General features: G+C 71.2%; 18 protein-coding genes and 3 pseudogenes. 10 read left to right on the forward strand and 11 right to left on the reverse strand.

Going from position 1 to position 16,567, the window contains the following annotated elements:
- The first annotated feature begins 28 nt into the window (after positions 1-28).
- The 4 genes from ACWCSU_RS33690 to ACWCSU_RS33705 all read left to right on the forward strand — a co-directional run bounded on the left by ACWCSU_RS33690 (position 29) and on the right by ACWCSU_RS33705 (position 3,099).
- A complete protein-coding gene (locus tag ACWCSU_RS33690) occupies positions 29-385 on the forward strand; it encodes an ArsR/SmtB family transcription factor (RefSeq protein WP_449940405.1) in 357 nt (118 codons plus the stop codon).
- A 494-nt stretch (positions 386-879) separates the two neighbouring features.
- Entirely contained in the window at positions 880-1,500 is a 621-nt protein-coding gene (locus ACWCSU_RS33695) for a dihydrofolate reductase family protein (RefSeq protein WP_449940408.1), read from the forward strand.
- A 37-nt stretch (positions 1,501-1,537) separates the two neighbouring features.
- Positions 1,538-1,861: a YciI family protein gene (locus ACWCSU_RS33700; protein WP_449940409.1), complete on the forward strand. Its 324-nt coding sequence runs from the start codon at positions 1,538-1,540 to the stop codon at positions 1,859-1,861.
- The gene (locus ACWCSU_RS33705) at positions 1,858-3,099 is read left to right on the forward strand and encodes an RNA polymerase sigma factor (RefSeq protein WP_449940410.1); all 1,242 of its coding nucleotides are present in this window, start codon (positions 1,858-1,860) and stop codon (positions 3,097-3,099) included. The genes ACWCSU_RS33700 and ACWCSU_RS33705 overlap by 4 nt, the downstream gene beginning before the upstream one ends.
- 53 nt (positions 3,100-3,152) lie before the next feature.
- Here the strand turns inward: ACWCSU_RS33705 and ACWCSU_RS33710 are convergent, their stop codons facing one another.
- The gene (locus ACWCSU_RS33710; RefSeq protein WP_449940411.1) at positions 3,153-4,103 is read right to left on the reverse strand and encodes an MBL fold metallo-hydrolase; all 951 of its coding nucleotides are present in this window, start codon (positions 4,101-4,103) and stop codon (positions 3,153-3,155) included.
- A gap of 38 nt (positions 4,104-4,141) precedes the next feature.
- Here ACWCSU_RS33710 and ACWCSU_RS33715 point away from each other — a divergent pair, with 38 nt between their 5' ends.
- A complete protein-coding gene (locus ACWCSU_RS33715; protein WP_357702011.1) occupies positions 4,142-4,567 on the forward strand; it encodes a MarR family winged helix-turn-helix transcriptional regulator in 426 nt (141 codons plus the stop codon).
- Between the two features lie 448 nt (positions 4,568-5,015).
- Here the strand turns inward: ACWCSU_RS33715 and ACWCSU_RS33720 are convergent.
- The 3 genes and pseudogenes from ACWCSU_RS33720 to ACWCSU_RS33730 all read right to left on the reverse strand — a co-directional run.
- Positions 5,016-5,456, reverse strand: a pseudogene (locus ACWCSU_RS33720) (formylglycine-generating enzyme family protein); the annotation flags it as partial.
- Positions 5,387-5,647: a hypothetical protein gene (locus ACWCSU_RS33725; RefSeq protein WP_449940413.1), complete on the reverse strand. Its 261-nt coding sequence runs from the start codon at positions 5,645-5,647 to the stop codon at positions 5,387-5,389. The pseudogene ACWCSU_RS33720 and the gene ACWCSU_RS33725, both read right to left, overlap by 70 nt.
- Before the next feature lie 19 nt (positions 5,648-5,666).
- Positions 5,667-6,323: a TetR/AcrR family transcriptional regulator gene (locus ACWCSU_RS33730; RefSeq protein ID WP_357702017.1), complete on the reverse strand. Its 657-nt coding sequence runs from the start codon at positions 6,321-6,323 to the stop codon at positions 5,667-5,669.
- A 71-nt stretch (positions 6,324-6,394) separates the two neighbouring features.
- Here ACWCSU_RS33730 and ACWCSU_RS33735 point away from each other — a divergent pair, with 71 nt between their 5' ends.
- The gene (locus ACWCSU_RS33735) at positions 6,395-7,873 is read left to right on the forward strand and encodes an MFS transporter (protein ID WP_449940415.1); all 1,479 of its coding nucleotides are present in this window, start codon (positions 6,395-6,397) and stop codon (positions 7,871-7,873) included.
- 16 nt (positions 7,874-7,889) lie between these two features.
- Here ACWCSU_RS33735 and ACWCSU_RS33740 read toward each other — a convergent pair whose 3' ends face one another.
- Both ACWCSU_RS33740 and ACWCSU_RS33745 read right to left on the reverse strand, forming a co-directional pair.
- The gene (locus ACWCSU_RS33740; protein WP_357702021.1) at positions 7,890-8,477 is read right to left on the reverse strand and encodes a TetR/AcrR family transcriptional regulator; all 588 of its coding nucleotides are present in this window, start codon (positions 8,475-8,477) and stop codon (positions 7,890-7,892) included.
- Positions 8,478-8,615: 138 nt separating this feature from the next.
- On the reverse strand, positions 8,616-9,050 hold the full coding sequence (locus ACWCSU_RS33745) for an SRPBCC family protein (RefSeq protein ID WP_449940417.1): 435 nt from the start codon (positions 9,048-9,050) through the stop codon (positions 8,616-8,618).
- A 471-nt stretch (positions 9,051-9,521) separates the two neighbouring features.
- On the opposite strand from ACWCSU_RS33745, the pseudogene ACWCSU_RS33750 reads away from it, so the two are divergent.
- From ACWCSU_RS33750 to ACWCSU_RS33760, 3 genes and pseudogenes are all read left to right on the forward strand, one after another.
- Positions 9,522-9,644, forward strand: a pseudogene (locus ACWCSU_RS33750) (antibiotic acetyltransferase); the annotation flags it as partial.
- Positions 9,645-9,712: 68 nt separating this feature from the next.
- Positions 9,713-10,975: an erythromycin esterase family protein gene (locus ACWCSU_RS33755; RefSeq protein ID WP_449940420.1), complete on the forward strand. Its 1,263-nt coding sequence runs from the start codon at positions 9,713-9,715 to the stop codon at positions 10,973-10,975.
- A 120-nt stretch (positions 10,976-11,095) separates the two neighbouring features.
- Entirely contained in the window at positions 11,096-12,625 is a 1,530-nt protein-coding gene (locus tag ACWCSU_RS33760) for an FAD-dependent monooxygenase (protein WP_449940423.1), read from the forward strand.
- 176 nt (positions 12,626-12,801) lie between these two features.
- On the opposite strand, the gene ACWCSU_RS33765 is transcribed toward ACWCSU_RS33760, so the two are convergent.
- From ACWCSU_RS33765 to ACWCSU_RS33785, 5 genes and pseudogenes are all read right to left on the reverse strand, one after another.
- On the reverse strand, positions 12,802-13,029 hold the full coding sequence (locus tag ACWCSU_RS33765) for a hypothetical protein (protein WP_449940425.1): 228 nt from the start codon (positions 13,027-13,029) through the stop codon (positions 12,802-12,804).
- 214 nt (positions 13,030-13,243) lie between these two features.
- Positions 13,244-13,441: pseudogene (locus ACWCSU_RS33770) on the reverse strand (winged helix-turn-helix domain-containing protein); the annotation flags it as partial.
- A gap of 309 nt (positions 13,442-13,750) precedes the next feature.
- On the reverse strand, positions 13,751-14,290 hold the full coding sequence (locus ACWCSU_RS33775) for an AAA family ATPase (protein ID WP_449940426.1): 540 nt from the start codon (positions 14,288-14,290) through the stop codon (positions 13,751-13,753).
- Positions 14,287-14,883, reverse strand: a complete 597-nt coding sequence (locus ACWCSU_RS33780; protein WP_449940429.1) for a hypothetical protein — start codon at positions 14,881-14,883, stop codon at positions 14,287-14,289. Before ACWCSU_RS33780 ends, ACWCSU_RS33775 begins: the two co-directional genes overlap by 4 nt.
- 80 nt (positions 14,884-14,963) lie before the next feature.
- A complete protein-coding gene (locus ACWCSU_RS33785) occupies positions 14,964-15,209 on the reverse strand; it encodes a PadR family transcriptional regulator (protein WP_449940431.1) in 246 nt (81 codons plus the stop codon).
- A 224-nt stretch (positions 15,210-15,433) separates the two neighbouring features.
- On the opposite strand from ACWCSU_RS33785, the gene ACWCSU_RS33790 reads away from it, so the two are divergent.
- Positions 15,434-16,366, forward strand: coding sequence for a TIGR04222 domain-containing membrane protein (locus ACWCSU_RS33790; protein ID WP_357702038.1), 933 nt, complete (start codon positions 15,434-15,436; stop codon positions 16,364-16,366).
- Positions 16,367-16,567 lie beyond the last annotated feature (201 nt).

Genomic DNA, 16,567 nt, shown 5'->3' on the forward strand with positions numbered 1-16,567 from the left:
AGTGGGATCGCGGGATATGCTGACGGCCATGCACACGTCGCTGCCCGACTTCGACATGCCGAACGAGGAACAGGTGCACCTGGCCGCCGAGTCCTTCCGGCTGCTGTCCGACCCCACCCGGATCAAGATCTTGTGGGCATTGCTGCAGGGCGAGTCCAACGTCGCCTGCCTGGCCGAGCTCGCCGACGCCGCGCCCACCGCGGTCAGCCAGCACCTGGCCAAGCTCCGCCTGGCCGGCCTGGTCAAGGGGCGTCGTGAGGGTACCTTCGTCTACTACAGCGCCGCCGACGAGCACGTACGCCGGCTGCTGACCCAGGGCCTGTTCCACGCCGACCACATCGACCGCGGCGAGGACCCCTCCCTCAGCGGATCGCGGCGGGCATGACGGTCTCGGCGTACGGCGCGGCCCACACGGTCAGGTGGGAGATCGACTGACCGCCTGGCGGCGTCCGGGGGCGCGGCCGGCCGCGTGTGCGGATCCTCGGCCGGTCCCGCCCGCCAGGCGGCGCCGGACCCTCTTCGATCCTCCGGAGAACGACATTCGCCTGCGACTCGGCCGCGGTCCCCGGAGGGTCCGCCGCGTCAGGCGGTCACCGGAATGCACAACGCGTAGACGTGCAGCGTCCCCGCATTGAGGTTGTTGTTGCGCGCCGCTGCCGACCAGCCGTTCCCGCTCGGGACGCTGCTGATGAGCACGGCTTCCGGCGGAGGAGTCAGTCGAACCGGTCCCGCGGCTTATGACGCGGGATCGCTGACGGCCGGCGTCCCGGAAAAATCTTCGAAGAGATCGGTGGGGCGGTGTCGGATCGGGGCGGTGGTGTTCGTAGCAGGGGTGAGGCCGCCCGCGAGGGGCGGCGCCACGGCGGAGGAATCGCGGTCATGAAGCTGACGACCATGACTCAGGTCACCATCGACGGAGTGATGCAGGGCAACGGCGGCGCGTCGGAGGAGGACCGCAGGAACGGGTTCGACCGCGGCGGATGGGCCCTCGGGAAGGGCGACGACGAGACCAAGGCGTACATCAACCAGACCTACCACCGCGCCGACGCGTTCCTGTTCGGCCGGCGGACCTACGAGCTGTTCGCCGGCTCGTGGGGCTCCTTGACGGTCCAGGACGTCCCCGGATGGGAGCCCGTCATGCGGGCATTGAACACGCGACCCAAGTACGTGGCGTCCACCACGCTCGCCGATCCGGCGTGGCCGGGCACCGAAGTCCTGCCCGACGACCTCGCGACCGCCGTCGCGGACCTGAAGGCCGAGCCGGGAGGTGAGCTGCAGGTGCACGGCAGCGGCACCCTGGTCCGGTGGCTGCTGGCGAACGATCTGGTCGACGAGTTGACTCTGATCGTCGTCCCGGTGATCCTCGGCCAGGGCGCTCGCCTGTTCCCGGACGCCGGCCCGGATCTCGCGCTCGACCTGGTCGAGTCGCGGGTCGACGGCAACGGCGTGACGATCCAGGTGTTCCGGCCGGCCGGGCGCCCGCAGTACCCGACCCCGTGAAGTCCCCGATCGGCACGCGACAGGAGAGGATCCTCAGATGCAGTACCTGATGTCCGTGATTCACGACAAGAGCACCTTGGCCACCCCGGAGGAGGACGCGGCGATCGACGTCTTCAACGACGGGCTCCGGACCGAGGGCCACTGGGTCTTCGCCGGCGGCCTGGCCTCACCCGACACGGCCACCGTCATCGACAACCGCGGTGGCGAGGCGATGGTCACCGATGGGCCCTTTCTGGAGTCCAAGGAGTACCTCGCCGGCTTCTGGATCGTCGAGGCGGCCGACCTCGACGTGGCGCTCAAGCTGGCCGCCGCCGGGTCGAAGGCCTGCAACCGGAAGGTCGAGGTGCGACCGTTCCTGTGAGCGGCATCGACGTCCGCGAGGCGATCGTCCGGGCCCACCACGAGGAGTGGGCCCGGGTGGTCGCCTCCCTGGCCAGGCGCTTCGGTGACCTCGACGTCGCCGAGGAGGCGGCCGCCGAGGCGTTCGCGACCGCCGTCCAGCGCTGGCCGGACGACGGCGTACCGCCCAATCCGGGCGCCTGGCTGACCACCACCGCCACCCACAAGGCCATCGACCGCGTCCGGCGCGAGAACAAGCGCGACGACAAGCAGAAAGAGGCTCGAATGGTGTACGACGACGCTCCGCCCGAGCCTACGGGCGCGATCGACGACGACCGGCTCAGGCTGATCTTCACCTGCTGTCACCCGGCGCTGGCGATGGAGACGCGGGTGGCGCTCACGCTGCGCATGGTCGCCGGCCTGACCATGCCCGAGATCGCCCGCGCCTTCCTGGTGGCCGAGAGCGCCATGGGGCAGCGGATCACCCGCGCGAAGGCCAAGATCAAGGCCGCGCGCATCCCGTATCGGGTGCCGTCCGCCGAGGATCTCCCGGCGCGGGTCTCGGGCGTGCTGGCCGTGCTGTTCCTCGTCTTCAACGAGGGCTACCTGGCCACCGGCGCCGGCAGCGATCCCGTCCGGCACGAGCTGACCGCCGAGGCGATCCGGCTCACGCGCCTGATCCGTGCCCTCCTGCCCGGCGACGGCGAGGTGGCCGGGCTGCTGGCGCTGATGCTGCTCACCGAGGCCCGCCGTCCCGCCCGGGTCTCGTCCGGCGGCGAACTGGTCGCGCTCGACGAGCAGGACCGTGGCGTCTGGGACGCCGGGCTGATCGCCGAGGGGCACCGGCTGGTACGCGAACGCCTCGCCGCTGCCGCCGCCGGGGTGGCTCCGGGGCGCTACCAGATCCTCGCGGCGATCAACGCCGTGCACACCTCCGCCCGCGACATGCGCGACACCGACTGGTCGCAGGTCCTGGCCCTCTACGACCAGCTCGTCCGCCTCGACCCCTCGCCGGTCATCGCGCTCAACCGGGCCGTCGCGGTCGCCGAACTCGACGGCCCGGACGTGGCGCTGGCGGCCGTCGACCGTCTCGGGGAGAGGTTGGCCGGTTACCACGCCTACCACGCCACCCGCGCCGACCTGCTGCGGCGCCTGGGCCGCGACCGTGACGCGCGCGCGGCCTACGACAAGGCGATCGAACTGGCGGGCAACACCGCCGAGACCGCGTCCCTGACCCGCCGCCGCGACCGACTGCGGTAAAGCGGGACGCAGTGGCATCGCCGCGGCCGAAAGTGCGGGGCTGCGGCAGGTGGTCAGGCGACCGGGGTCCAGACGAACCGGCCGTCGGGGCGGGGCTCGGCGCGCCCGAAGGTCACGTCCGCGAAGTGGCCGCCGTAGCCGATCGTGTCCGGACGGCTCAGTTCCTCGACCAGGCGGCGGCGGTGCCCGGCGGACTCGGCGGGGTCGTGGTCGATCCCGCAGGACCATTCGGGGTGGGTGACCTGGACCGGCGCGTGCAGGGCGTCGCCGAACACGATGAGCCGCCGGTCGCCGCCCGTGATGGTGTAGGTGGTGTGCCCGACCGTGTGTCCGGGCGCGAACGAGGCGTGGACGCCGGGGAAGATGTTCTCGCCGTCCTCGATCGTGCGGACGCGGGGTTCCATGACGGCGAGCCGCGGCTCGCCGGCGAGGTCGCGTCCCTCCCACTCGGGCGCGGCGACGAGATGCGCGGCGTGGGCGAAGGGCGGTGCGTCCTCGCCGGGGGCGGTGCTCCAGGCCCAGCCGAGGTGGTCGGAGTGCAGGTGGGTGATGGCGACGGCCTCGATCTGCTCCGGCGTACGGCCCAGTCGCCGCAGGTTGTCCAGCAGTTGGCCGCCGTACAGCTTGCCGAGCAGCGGGTTGGCCGGGTCGTCCGGATGGGATTCGGGGCCGAACCCGGTGTCGATGAGCAGCGCCCGGTCGCCTCGCTCGACCAGCAGGCCGCCGATCCCGGCGACCAGGTTGCCGTCGTCGTCGAGGTGGTCGCGATGGGCGGCCCAGTCGGCGTCGGTGGCGGCGGGCAGCCAGCCGCGCGGCTTGAGCCGTACCAGTCCGTCGGGGACATGGGTGATCGTCAGGTCACCCAGTTGGACGGAGCGGACGCGGGGCGCGCGGCTCAGGCGCGTGCGGTCGAAAGCGGTCGTCGTGGCCATGATGCCTGCCTCGTGCTCGAAGGAGGCGCCGCCGGGACGGTGGCGCCTGCCGAACGTTACAGCTAGAACCATTCGAATTGCAATCATTCGAGTTGCAGTAGACTGGGGACGTGACCGACGAGCACGAGACCCAGGTTCAGGCCGACCGTGAGCTCTGTGGCCTGATCAACGGCCTGGCCAAACAGATCGAGGCGCACGTCCGGACCCGCGCGGCCACCCTGGGCCTGACCGCCTCGCAAGGCGTCGCGATGCGCGAGCTGACCGGCCCCATGACCTTGCGCGAGCTCGCCGAACGGATGAGCTGCGAGCCCTCCAACGCCACCTTCGTCGCCGACCGTCTTGAGGAACAGGGCTACCTCGAACGCCATCCCCACCCGGGCAACCGTCGCGCCAAGCATCTCGTCCTGACGCCGGCGGGCACCGAACTGCGCGAGCGCCTGCTGGAGCTGCTGTCCAGTGACTCCCCGCTGGCTCCGCTCTCCTCCGAGGAGCAGGGCGCCCTGCAGCGCCTCCTCGTCCGCGCCGTCGTCCGCTGACCCGCGTCAAAGGGACGGGGCCGGCGCCGAGGTCTTCCGGTAGATCCTGGCCGGCACCCTGCGGGCCGCATGGGACGCGGGCTGCTACAAGGCGATGCTGATGACCGGCTCCCGCAGCCCTGCGACCCACGCCTTCTACCGCGCCTGCGGCTTCTCCGGCGACGCCAAGCAGGCGTACGTGGCCCGCCCCTCCTGACGTCGAGCGCCCCGAACGCCCGGCCATCCCCGCTCGCCCCTTCTGGCGCCACTCCTCGCCGATGCCTCCCCACACCGGCCACGCACCGGTCTGGGACTGCCGAGCAGGCCATGCGACGCTGCTGCCGTACAGCGGGCGGATCTCCACGCTCTCCGCCGTGGTCTGCATAGGACCGGTCGACTGGTACCTGCGCGCCGCCCCGAGTGATGTGCGGGTCGAAGGCCCAGCCCTCGGCACCTCAAGGGGAGCGCCCGGGTAGGGGGCGTAGACGGTGGAGGTCCATTCGTCGGCGTTGCCCGCCATGTCCAGGACGCCGAACGGACCGGCCCCCTCGGGGAACGAGCCGACCGGCGTGGTCGTGCCGATGCCCAGGTCCACGAGATCGGCCGGCCCGGTACGGTACTCCTCACCCCAGGGGAACTCACGGTCGTCGTCGCCCCGGGCGGCGCGCTCCCATTCGTCCTCGGTCGGCAGGCGCACCTCGACGCCGCCGAGCCGCTCCTCCAGCCACCGGCAACAGTCCGTCGCCTCCTGCCAGGTGACACCGATGACCGGGTGGTCCGCCGGCGCCTGCGGCACCGGCCTGCCGGTGGCCCGCGCGAAGAGCGTCCATTGCTCGACGGTCACCAGGATGGGGCGACCCGGAAGCCCGGGACGTGGATCTCGGCGCGCGGGGCCTCCTTCCGGTACCACTCCACCGGCACCCCGGTGTCGGCGTAGCGGCGCGCGACCTCCTCCACATCTTCGGCGGGCGTGCCCCGCCGCAACGTTCCGGCCGGGATCTCGACCCAGTCCACCGGTTCCACGCCCATGACGCCGCCACAACCCACCATGATCGCGCCTACGGCTCGGGCGCCGCGCACACCGGCTGCGGGCTGGGGCACGGCCGCTTCCTCCCCGACGTCACCCTGACACGTCGCATGAGGGGCCGTGCTCGTCACGCCACCGCTTGGTGGCGACGCCCGCCATGACCACCGATACGACGTCTTCGGCAAGTTCTGGCGTGATGGGCAGGTGCCCGAAGAGCACGCGGTAGTACGTGGTCGACGCGAGCATGTCCAGCAGAAGATCGATGTCCGCGTCGGGTCGGACGTCACCCCGGTCGATGCCGCGACGCAGCGCTTCGGCAGTGGTGGCGCGGCGCGGATGGAAGAAGGTGTCCATGAACTCCTTCTCCAGCCGGGGGTCGTCGGCGAGGTCCGCGACGAGCCCGGGCAGCGCTCTTCGGCCCACGGTGCTGGTGAAGGCCTCGCTGAGGGTGCCGATACCGGCGATGAGGTCGCAGTGGGTGCAGCCGGTGTCGGGGGTCGGCGTGGTGCCGATGGTCTGGGCCAGAGCCGACACGACCAGGTGCTGACGGGAGCGCCAGCGGCGACGCAGCGCGGGTTTGCTCGTACCGGCGCGGGCGGCCACCGCCTCCAGCGTGAGGTTGCCGTAACCGACCTCGTTGAGGATCTCCATCACCGCTTCGGGCACGGCCTCGTCGATCCGGGTGTCCCGCGGCCTGCCGGAGGCTTGGCGGGCCCCGGCTTTTCCTCCGTCGCTCCTGGTGTTGCCCATGCGGCAAGTATAGGTAACATGGAAATTGCGTTCCGATACGGAACGAAACGAAATCCTGAGGAGTCCACTCCATGTCCCACACCCCCGCCGACGCGACGGACAGCGACCCTGCGCACGCCCCTGAACAAGCCCCACTTTCTCCCTCCGCAGAGAAAAGAGCCGGTGAGGAGGGCGTCTTCTCGGGCGCATACCGCGCGCTCACCCTCGGCGTCCTGCTGTCGGTCGGCATGGTCGCGTTCGAGTCCCTCGGGGTGGCGACCGTGCTGCCCGGCATCGCGGAGGACCTTGACGGCCTGGGCGCCTACGGGTGGGGCCTGTCGGCACTGATGCTCGCCAACATCATCGGCACCGTGCTCGCCGGGCGCGCCGCCGACCGCCGGGGCCCCTGGCGTCCGATGGCCCTGGGCATGCTCGTCTTCGCAGTGGGCTGCGTGGTGGCCGGCGCCGCCCCCTCCTGGCTGCTGTTCCTGGTGGGCCGCTTCGGACAGGGCCTGGGCGTAGGAGCGGTCATGTCCATGGCCTACACCATGATCGGACTCGCCTACCCCGAGCGCCTGCGGGCCCGGATGTACGCCCTGCTGTCCTCGGCCTGGACGATCCCTTCCCTCGTCGGCCCCGCCGTCACAGGCATCCTGGCCGACCACCTCACGTGGCGGTCGGTCTTCCTGCTCATGCTGCCGATCGCCGGGGTGGCCGCGCTTCTCACTTTGCCCGGCCTGCGCCGCCTGCACCGCGCAGAAGCAGCCGCCACCGCCCCTGCCCCGGCCGCTCCGTGGTGGAAGCGTCCGCTGGCCGGCGCGATCCTGCTCACCGTGGGCACCGGCGTACTGCTCCAGGCACTGCTGCTGAAGAACCCCGTCCTGATGATCGTGCTGGCCGTGGCCGGTGTTGCCGTCGCCGTGCCCGCGCTGCGCCGGGTCACCCCGGAAGGCACCCTCAGCGCCCGGGCCGGCCTCGGGGCGGGGGTCGTCGTCCGTGGCCTGCTGTGCGGTGTCTATTTCGGCAGCGAAGCCTTCCTGCCCCTCGGGCTGCAGCAGCTGCGGGGCATGGGCGCCACACTGGCCGGTCTGGGACTGTCCGCCGGAGCCATCACGTGGGTTGTCGGCGCAGGACTGCAGGCCAAGCGGGACAACGGGAAGAACGGCACGCGCACGGCCTCCACCGTGCTGGGCTTCGCCGTCCTGCTGGCGGGCGTCGCCCTGATCGCGCTCACGATCCTGACCAGTGCACTCCCCTCCTGGATCGCCCTGGTCGGATGGGCCACGGGCGGCCTCGGCATGGGCATCGGCTTCAACGCCTCCACCACCGTCACCCTGGAGCAGGCCCCGCCGGAGCGGCAGGGCGAGGCCAGCGGCGCGCTGCAGCTCGCCCAGACCCTGGCGACCGGCGTGATCGCCGGGCTCGGCGGCGCGGCCATCGCCTTCGCCCAGACCCACGGCGGCTCCACCCGCACCGCACTGCTGGGCGTCTTCGTCCTCACCGGCCTGCTCGCCGTCGCGGGCATGCTGATCGCCCGCAGGCTGCGCCCCGAGGCGGCACGGCTGGGCTGACCCCGGGGAAAGGACGTCAATTTGTATGGGTAGGGCCGATCCCGGTGAACAGGGCGTCGAGGATCCGGTCGACGTATTCATGAGTCAGCGGTTCCTGGGTGACCAGAAGCTGGAAGTACAGCGGGCCGGACAGGATCGCCATGGCCAGGTCGAGGTCGAAGGAGGGTGACAGTTGACCCTGGTCGCGGGCCGTCCTCAAACGAGCGACGGTCTTGTCCGCCTGTGGGGCGATGAAGCGCTCGTTGAGTGCGGTGGCGATCTGGGGATCGTGCTGGGCCTCGCCGATCAGGGCCTTGAACAGGGGGCCGACGGGTGGTTCGGCCAGCAGGTCAACGGCCGAGTGGATCTGGGCGCGCAAGTCGGCCACGAGGTCGCCGGTGTCGGGGTAGTCCAGGGCGGGCCCGTTCACCGACAACAGCGAGTCGAACAGCAGGGCCGCCTTGGACGGCCATCGGCGGTAGAGGGTCTGCTTGCTGGCGCCCGCCCGGATGGCGACCGCCTCCATGCTCAGTTTGGCGTAGCCGATCTCCTGGCCGAGCTCCAGCGTGGCCCGCATGATGGCCTCGGTCCGGTCGGCACCGCGACGGTGGGGCGTGTCGGTCATGCCGACACCCTATCGGTACGGAACGTTCCGTACGGGCAGAGGCGGCATGGGCGCGGACTCCAGAACGGACAAAGGGGCCGATGCGAGATCTTCCCTTGGGGCCTGTGGTCGTCGCGATGCTGGACGACCACGTGGGGGTCAAGAAGCGCAGAGGCCGGCCAAGCGGCGGACATCGGCACGGATCGACCGGCGCAGCAACCACCTCAGCACCGGCTCCAGCAGCCTCTCGGAGGTCGCGCGTGGGGTGACGCGCACGTGGAAGGTGAAGCGGCACCGGTCCTCACCGAGCGGCTCGACGAGCCTGCCGCCCTCGGCGTCGATCCCCGAAGTAGTGCGCCAGGCGAACGAGCGCCCCGGCTCCACCCGGATGACCTCGCCGCCGTTGCGGTAGGTCCGGCCCGCGAACCGCATCACCTCGGCGGTGGTCATGCCCACCCGTACGATGCCTTCGGGGTGCGGCGCCATCGTCTCGACGCCCTTGCGCCAGCGTGGGTCCTGGCCGTAGTCGGCGACGACCGCCCACACGCGCGCGGCCGGGCAGGAGATCTCCCCGCCCTCCTGAAGCTCGATCATTCGGCGATGATAGGGGTTGGTCGAGATGCCGGTCGGCACGGTCGACGTTCGTGGTCACCGCACTGGCGGCCGGTCGGGCACGACTCTGCGCCCGCGACGCCCCGGGTCCGAGACCGGAGAACGGGCCGTGAAGGTCATCGTGACGACGGCTGCCGAGCACGGCGTGGCGCCGCGGCCGGACGCGTTCGCCGCCGTACGCGGTGCGGATGACGGTGGCGCTGAAGGGGGTCGGGCATGTCTCGGGGCTGCCCGAGCTGGCCACTGCCGCCCACGCCTATCGGTACGGAACGTTCCGTACTTGACAGCGGACGTCCGCCTTGGACATCATCCTATCCGTACGGAACGTTCCGTACCGATAAGAAGGGTTGGGTCGTCTGGCCCGATGTCCCTCACCGTCGACACCTCATGAGAAGACGATCGCGTGACGCCTGTCCCCCTGACTCGACCGTGCCGCGTCCCATGCCTGATCAGCCCGGCGTCCGCATCGGCCACGGAGCGATCGTCGCCTCCGGCGCCATGGTCGTGGGCGACGTTCCCGACTACGGCATCGTCGGCGGCAGCCCGGCCAGGCTCATCCGCCGTCGCAGCGGCGACGCCTACGGCGTCACGCACCTCCGTCCGTCGTTCCTTCACCTTTCCATGATCAGAATCGAGCTGTCCTCATGCCCGCTTCGTCCCGCCGTGCCCCGTTCGCCGACTGGCTGCGCGGCCACGCCGTCCCGCTCACCCACCTCGACCCCGAGGCGCCGCTCGACGACCTGGAGCCGCTGCGCGACCTCGTCGGCGACGCGCGCGTCGTCGCGGTCGGTGAGAATTCCCACTTCATCACCGAGTTCTCGCTCATGCGCCGGCGCATCCTGCGATTCCTGGCCGAACGCTGCGGCTTCACCGTCCTGGCCTTCGAGTACGGCTTCAGCGAGAGCGTCACCCTGGACGCCTGGGCCCAGGGCGAAGGCACGGACGACGAGCTGGCGACCCAGCTCGCCACGGCGATCCCCGTGGGGGTCGACGAGCCGCTGCGCTGGATGCGCCGGCACAACGCCTCAGCCGCCGAGCCGGTGCGCTTCGCCGGGATCGACATCCCAGCGGCCGGCGGGTCCCTGCTTCCCGCCCTGGCCCCGGTCGCCGACTACCTGCACCAGGTCGATCCCGAGACCTTCCCGATGATTCAGGAGGCGCTACGGATCGCCGGGTCGTTCGCCGGCTCCTCCGCGGCCTCGGCCGCGCCGGCCTGGACCCGCCTGGCCGCCGCCGAGCAGGACGCTCTCAGCGCGATCCTGATGCGACTGCTCATGCGCTTTCGCGCCGTGGAGTTGTTGTACCTCTCCCGTTCCGACCGGCCCAGCTACGACCTCGCCCTGCGCCGCCTGGAGGCCGCGTGCAGCGCCGACTACGGCTTCCGTGCCATGGCCGGCCTGTACGCCGGCACCGGCCTGACCGCCGACACCTCGGCCAGGGACGTCTACATGGCCGGGTCGGTCCAGTGGCACCTGGAACGCTCCGGCCCCGAGGCCCGCATCGTCCTGGCCGCCCACAACGCCCACATCCAGAAGACGCCGGTCTCCTTCAACGGCCGGCTCACCGGGCTGCCCATGGGGCAGCACCTGCACAACCGGCTGGGCGATGACTACGTCGCCCTCGCCCTGACCAGCCCCGCCGGACACACCGCCGACATGCGCCCCGACGAGAACGCGCGCTTCGGCTTCGCCATCGACAACACCGCGCTGCAGCCGCCCGAGCCGGGCAGCATCGAGGCCGCCTTCGCCGAGGCCGGGCTCGGGCTCAGCATCGTCGACCTCCGCCAGGCGCAGGCGGCGATCGGCCCTGACCGCATCCGGATCCAGAGCGCCTACGTGCACACGCCCGTCCTGGAGGCGTTCGACGGCATCCTCAACACCCCGACCTCCACCGTCGCCGACCTCTGAGACCGACATGCGGCACATCACGTTCCCATGTGGGCAGGCCGCGCCCAATGCACCGCTCAGGCGGCGCGGGCACGACATTCGCGTATTGCGCACAACGACAGATCCCAAGGAAAGTGACTGATGAAGAACGCCGACGTGATCATTGTGGGCGCCGGACCGACCGGCCTCATGCTGGCGATCGAACTGAGCTTGGCCGGGGTGCGGCCGCTGGTGCTGGAGCGGCACCCGAACCGCCGCGACACCCCCAAGGCCGGCGGTATCGGCGGCCAGATCCTGGAGCTGCTGCGCTACCGGGGCCTGCTGGAACGCTTCCAGGCCGCCTGCCCCGGCCCTGTCCCGGCACCCCGATTCCCGTTCGGCGGGGTGCATCTGGACTTCACCCGGCTGGCGGATCCGCCGCTGCACGCGCTGCCGCTGCCGCAGCAGCACCTGGAGCGGCTGCTCGACGAACGCGCCGGCGAGCTCGGTGTGGACGTACGCCGCGGGCACGAGGTGACCGGGGTGAACCAGGACGACGCCGGGGTGAGGGTGGACGCGCGGGGCCCGGACGGACCGTACCAGGTGAGCACCCGCTACCTGGTGGGCTGCGACGGCGCGCGCAGCCGCGTCCGCGACTGGGCCGGCATCGGCTTCCCCGGCACCGTCTACCCCGAGGTCAACCGGCTGGCCCAGGTCACCCTGCCCGGCACGGTCACCGTGCTCGGCAACGGCGATCTCGACGTCCCACGCTTCGGTACGATCCGCGCCGGCTTCACCCGCACCGACCACGGCCTCTTCGGCCTCGGCTCCTCACCCGGCGCCACGAGCGTCTCCCTCTACACCATCGAGGACGAGAGCACCGAGTACGACGACGACGTCCCGATGACCTTGACCGAACTGCAGGACAGCATCCGCCGCGTGCTCGGAGCGGACCTGCCCCTGGCCGGATCGACGCGGCTGTCGCGCTTCACCTTCAAGGCCCGCCAGGCCGAGCGCTACCGGGCTGGGCACATCCTGCTGGCGGGGGATGCGGCGCACCTGTTCCCGGCCACCGGCGTGGCGCTCAACGCGGGCATGCTGGACGCGGTCAACCTGGCCTGGAAGCTGGCCGCCGACCTGCACGGCTGGGCACCGTCCGGCCTGCTGGACACCTACCACGACGAACGCCACCACGCCGGGACCCGCACCATGCTGCACACCCGCGCCCAGGTGGCGCTGCGCCGCGGGCACGACCCGGCCGCAGAAGCACTCCGTGAGGTCTTCCAGGAGCTCCTCACCGACGAGCAGCCGCTGCGCCGCATGGGAGCCCTGGTCGCCGGAACCGACCTCCGCCACGCCATGCCCGGCACCGGCCACCATCCGCTGACCGGCACCTTCGCCCCCGACCTCACCCTGCACACCGACCAGGGCGTCACCTGCGTCGCCGACCTCCTGCACCCCGCCCGGCCCATCCTCCTCGACCTCGCCGACCGCTCCGATCTTCGCGAGGCCGCCCGCGCCTGGGGGCAGCGCGTCGACGTCCACACCGCCAAGACCGGCCGGCGACCGGCCGACGCCCTGCTGATCCGCCCGGACGCCCACATCGCCTGGGCCGCGCCCATCGACGAACCCGCCGAAACAGCCACGCCTGCGCTACGAGAAGCACTCTCCCACTGGTTCGGCACGCGCTGACCCCGGCCGCGACCACAGGCCCCGGGAAAGCGGCAACCGGCGTGCCGGCCATGGGAATCGAACTCCGCCGGCCCGCGTCTTGACGACACAGCCGGTGGTCCGGCCGCATTCCTGGCAGGACTCCTGGGCGGCGTCCCAGAAGAGGGTGGTGGACGGCGAGGAGAACCGCGTATCGGTCACCCAGGCGCAGTCCTTGGGGCAGGCGCCTGGACCCCGTCGGGCAGCGAGACGTCGCGTGAGTGGCCGGTCTCCAGGTTGACGGGACGGTTCGGGTCCGCGTCCGGCGGCTCGCCGGCGCGGGCCGCGGCCCACGGCCAGGCGGTCAGGTGGAGCCCGTCGGCGCCGCGCAGCCGCTCCGGGGCGCCGCCGCTCAGCGGCATGCGGTGGACGCCGCCTTCCCCCACCGACCACACGACGAACCCGTCGGCGACGGCGATCCCGGGGGAGACCCCGGCAGGTCCTCGCGGTAGCGAAGGACGACGACGGCTCGCCGCCTGCGCGGCAGCTCCTGGAGTGCGGCCCAAAGGCCGGCGTCGCCGTACCGCGGGCGGACGCAGCTCGGCCTCCACGACCAGCCGTCCGAAGCGCAGCGACGTCCGTGGTGGCGAGCAGATAGCCGGGCCTGCGTGCCATCAGCAGCCGGGGCGCCGAGCGCGGCGCGCGTGACGGCGCCAGCACCCGGCGCAGGTTCGACACGTAGACGTGGACGGAGCCCACCGCGGTCGCCGGCGGCCTGCCCCGGTACAGGTCCTCGATCAGCGTGTCGGTGGAGACGACCGTCCCGGCCGCGGCCACCAGCCGGGCGAGGAGGGCACGCTGCCGCGGCCCCCCGGGAGTGACGGGACCGCGGGCGCCGAGAACCTCGAACGGACCGAGAACCCGGAACCGGACCCCCTCCGCACATCCGCTCCATCATGGCCGGTGCTTCGCGCGGTCTCGTCACTCGTGAGAGTGATGAGCAATCAGCGGAAGCGGGACGCGTCGACAGGCGAGCCCCGAGTCTCCGGGTGGTCACCGGGAGGTGTCCGTCGAGTCGGACGTCTCGGCGCGTACCGTCGAGATCAGCCGCCGCGCGGCGAGTAGCCGGTCGACCACGCTCTCGGGCAGGGCCGTACCAGAGGGCAGCTACGTGAAGGACGGCCACCGATCGGCGGCCCACTCGGTCCAGCCCGGCCAATCAGGGGGCGGGCTGCCGATCTCCTGCCCGTCGAGTTCCGCAGCGTCCGGCTCCTCGAACATCGTCCTCCAGCGCAACAGGTCTGTCTCGCTCATCAGGAAGGTCTGGTCCGGATCGGTCGACTGGCGATGAGCGATCCGAGCGCGTTGGGTCTCATGGTCGACCGGCACGTACACCAGGTCGCAGGACGCGCCGACAGACTTCGCCAACCAGCGGATGGCGGACCTCTCGTCACGAGACCAGCATCCGAAATCCAGGACCACGTTGGTTCCGAGCCTCAACGCCTCCAGCGCGAGCCAGAGCAGCCGTCCTTCCAGGACACCGCGCTTCCCGTCCGCCTCCGGCTCACCGAACAACGGAATCATCCACTCGTCAGGCGTCAACCGAAGCGCATGGTGCTCCTTGGCCAGCTGCCGAGCCCTTGTGGTCTTGCCGGCCCCTGGCAGGCCGACTGTCAGCAACAAGACGGTCACACCCGGATCGTTCATGGAAATGCACGTGCAAGACAACTGCTTTCCCTGCGAGCTGTGCAGATCTTGCTGTCGGTGAGCCTGGTCCTGAGGAATGGCGGAACAGTCGGTTCCGCACGCGCACAGACACAACACGGCGTCGCTCGGTGTCGACCAGCCTGTTCAGCAATTGGCCGCATGCACGTGCCGTCGACGTCGGCCACCTCTGGCGAGTTGCCCTGCAGGTCCAGGTTGAATTCGTGTCTCCTCAGCTGGTGAAGGCGCAGGGATCGCTGCGGGAGGAAGCCGAGCATGCGGATGAGTGTCGAGAGGATCACCCAGTGGACCAGTTCGATGGGCATGAGCCCGATGAAGGCCCACAGGGGTGATGTCACGAGTAGCCATGCCGCGCACTGCCGTGCCAGGTAGCGCGAACCGAGCAGGTCGTCGCGTGCCCACCAGCGGTAGGTGTAGGGAAGGCGCTTGTGGAACAGGCGATACAGCGCCCAGTGCCCCAGTGGCGGGCGTTCACGCAGGCGCAGGGCGATACCGCCACGTACGACGTCGAGCGAGTCGCGCAGGGTCGGCCTGGTCTGCTCCGGCTTCGCCAGGTCCAGCAGCGTGCCGATCAATTCCTCGCCCCGCGTCTGCCGATATCGGAGCGGCTAGGCCCGCGCGAGGAGCCGGCAGTGGCGTTCATGGGCATCCATGATCACGTCCCGGGCTGGAGTCGTGCGCCGAGGCGGCGTTGCGCGGTGGCGGCGAGGCGGGCCAGGCGGGCGGTCTCCTCGGTCAGGAGCTCGGCGCCCTGGCCGGTCAGCTCGTGGTAACGGCGGTGCCGGCCGTCCACGACCTCTTCGCTGACGACACGGGCGAGCCCTGCTTCGCTGAGGCGGTCGAGCGCGCCGTAGAGGGCGCCCGCGCCGAGGCGGATGCGGTCCTCCGACAGCTCGCGCACGGATGTGATCTACGTTGTAAAGGCGTCGAGTGGAATGGCGTCACTGAGCCGCTGAGCACACCTCATGCAACGAGGCCAAGGATCGTGACATGACCCGCCAGTGCTGGTACCGGCGGCGTCCGAGGTCACCGCGGGCGGTCATTCGTACGGGGAGGGCCGGAGGTGGCGCTTCTCGGAACCTTCGTGTCCGCCTCACACGTTGATCAACGACACGGGAGGTGGGCGTGGACGTGATCCTCGCATGGCTGGCGGTGCTCCTCGGGGCGGTCACCGTCGGCACGGTCCTCGCCGCGGAGGTGGCGCACGTCCGCGCCCGCCTGAGGCTCGGCGGGCTGCGCGACGTCGACCTCGGCCACTACGAGCTCGCCTATCTCGCGGGCGGTCCCGTACGGGTGGCGGACACCGCGATCGGGCTGCTGGCCAGGGAAGGGGAGGTCCGCGTCTCCCGAGGCGGGAAGCTCCACCGCGTCTCCACGGCCGTGACGGCGGGATACCCCGTGGAGGAGCGGCTGGTCGCGATCCTCGCCGAGCGCAGGAGCCCGCCGGTCGTCCAGGTCAAGCGTCGTCTGGCGGAGAGTGCGGAGGTCGCCGGGATCAGGGGGCGGCTCGCCGACCTGGGCCTGCTCGTCGACTCCCGGAGCGTGCCCGGCTTCCGCGTCTGCCGTGACGTCCTGAAGCTGATCCCCACGGTCGCGGTCGTCGCCGCCGGGGCCGACGTGGTCTACATGATCGTCGCGCAGTCGCCGCCGCTGAGCGTGGCTGCCCTGTTCGGGTTCGGCGGCAGCTGGTTGGTGGCCAGGAAGATCCAGTCCCTGTACGTCAGGAATCGGCCGGTCCGGCTCGGCCGCGCGGGCCGCCACCAGTTGGAGAAGGCACGCCGGGCACATCCGTACGAGGCCGGGACCGACGCGGTGGCCGTGCCGCTCGCACTGTACGGACTGAGCCACCTCGGCGACCCGCACCTGTCAGCCGAGCTCGGCAAGCGTTCGATCCCGGACGGTCACCTCTACCCGGCCGACCACAACACCTCGACCGCCGGTTGCGGCTCCGTCGGCTGGACCCCGGACGACAGCGGAAGCGGCACCTGGGACGGAGGGGGCGGCGGCTGGGACGGCGGAGGCGGCGGCGCGGGTGACGGTGGAGGCGGCGGGTCCTGAAACGGCGCACGCCGGGCCGCCACGGCTGCCCGGGATCGTGATCGGCAGGCGAAGATGAGGCGATGGCCGGCCGGTGGCATGACGGCAGGGCTAAGGCTGCGGTGTGCGCTGCTGTGATCTCACTCGGGCGGTGAAGGCCTCGATGGCGTCGACGAGCGCCTCGAAGCGGACCGAGTGGTACAGGTCGAAGGCGTGGTTGCC

The organism is Nonomuraea sp. NPDC001699, from assembly GCF_053596455.1.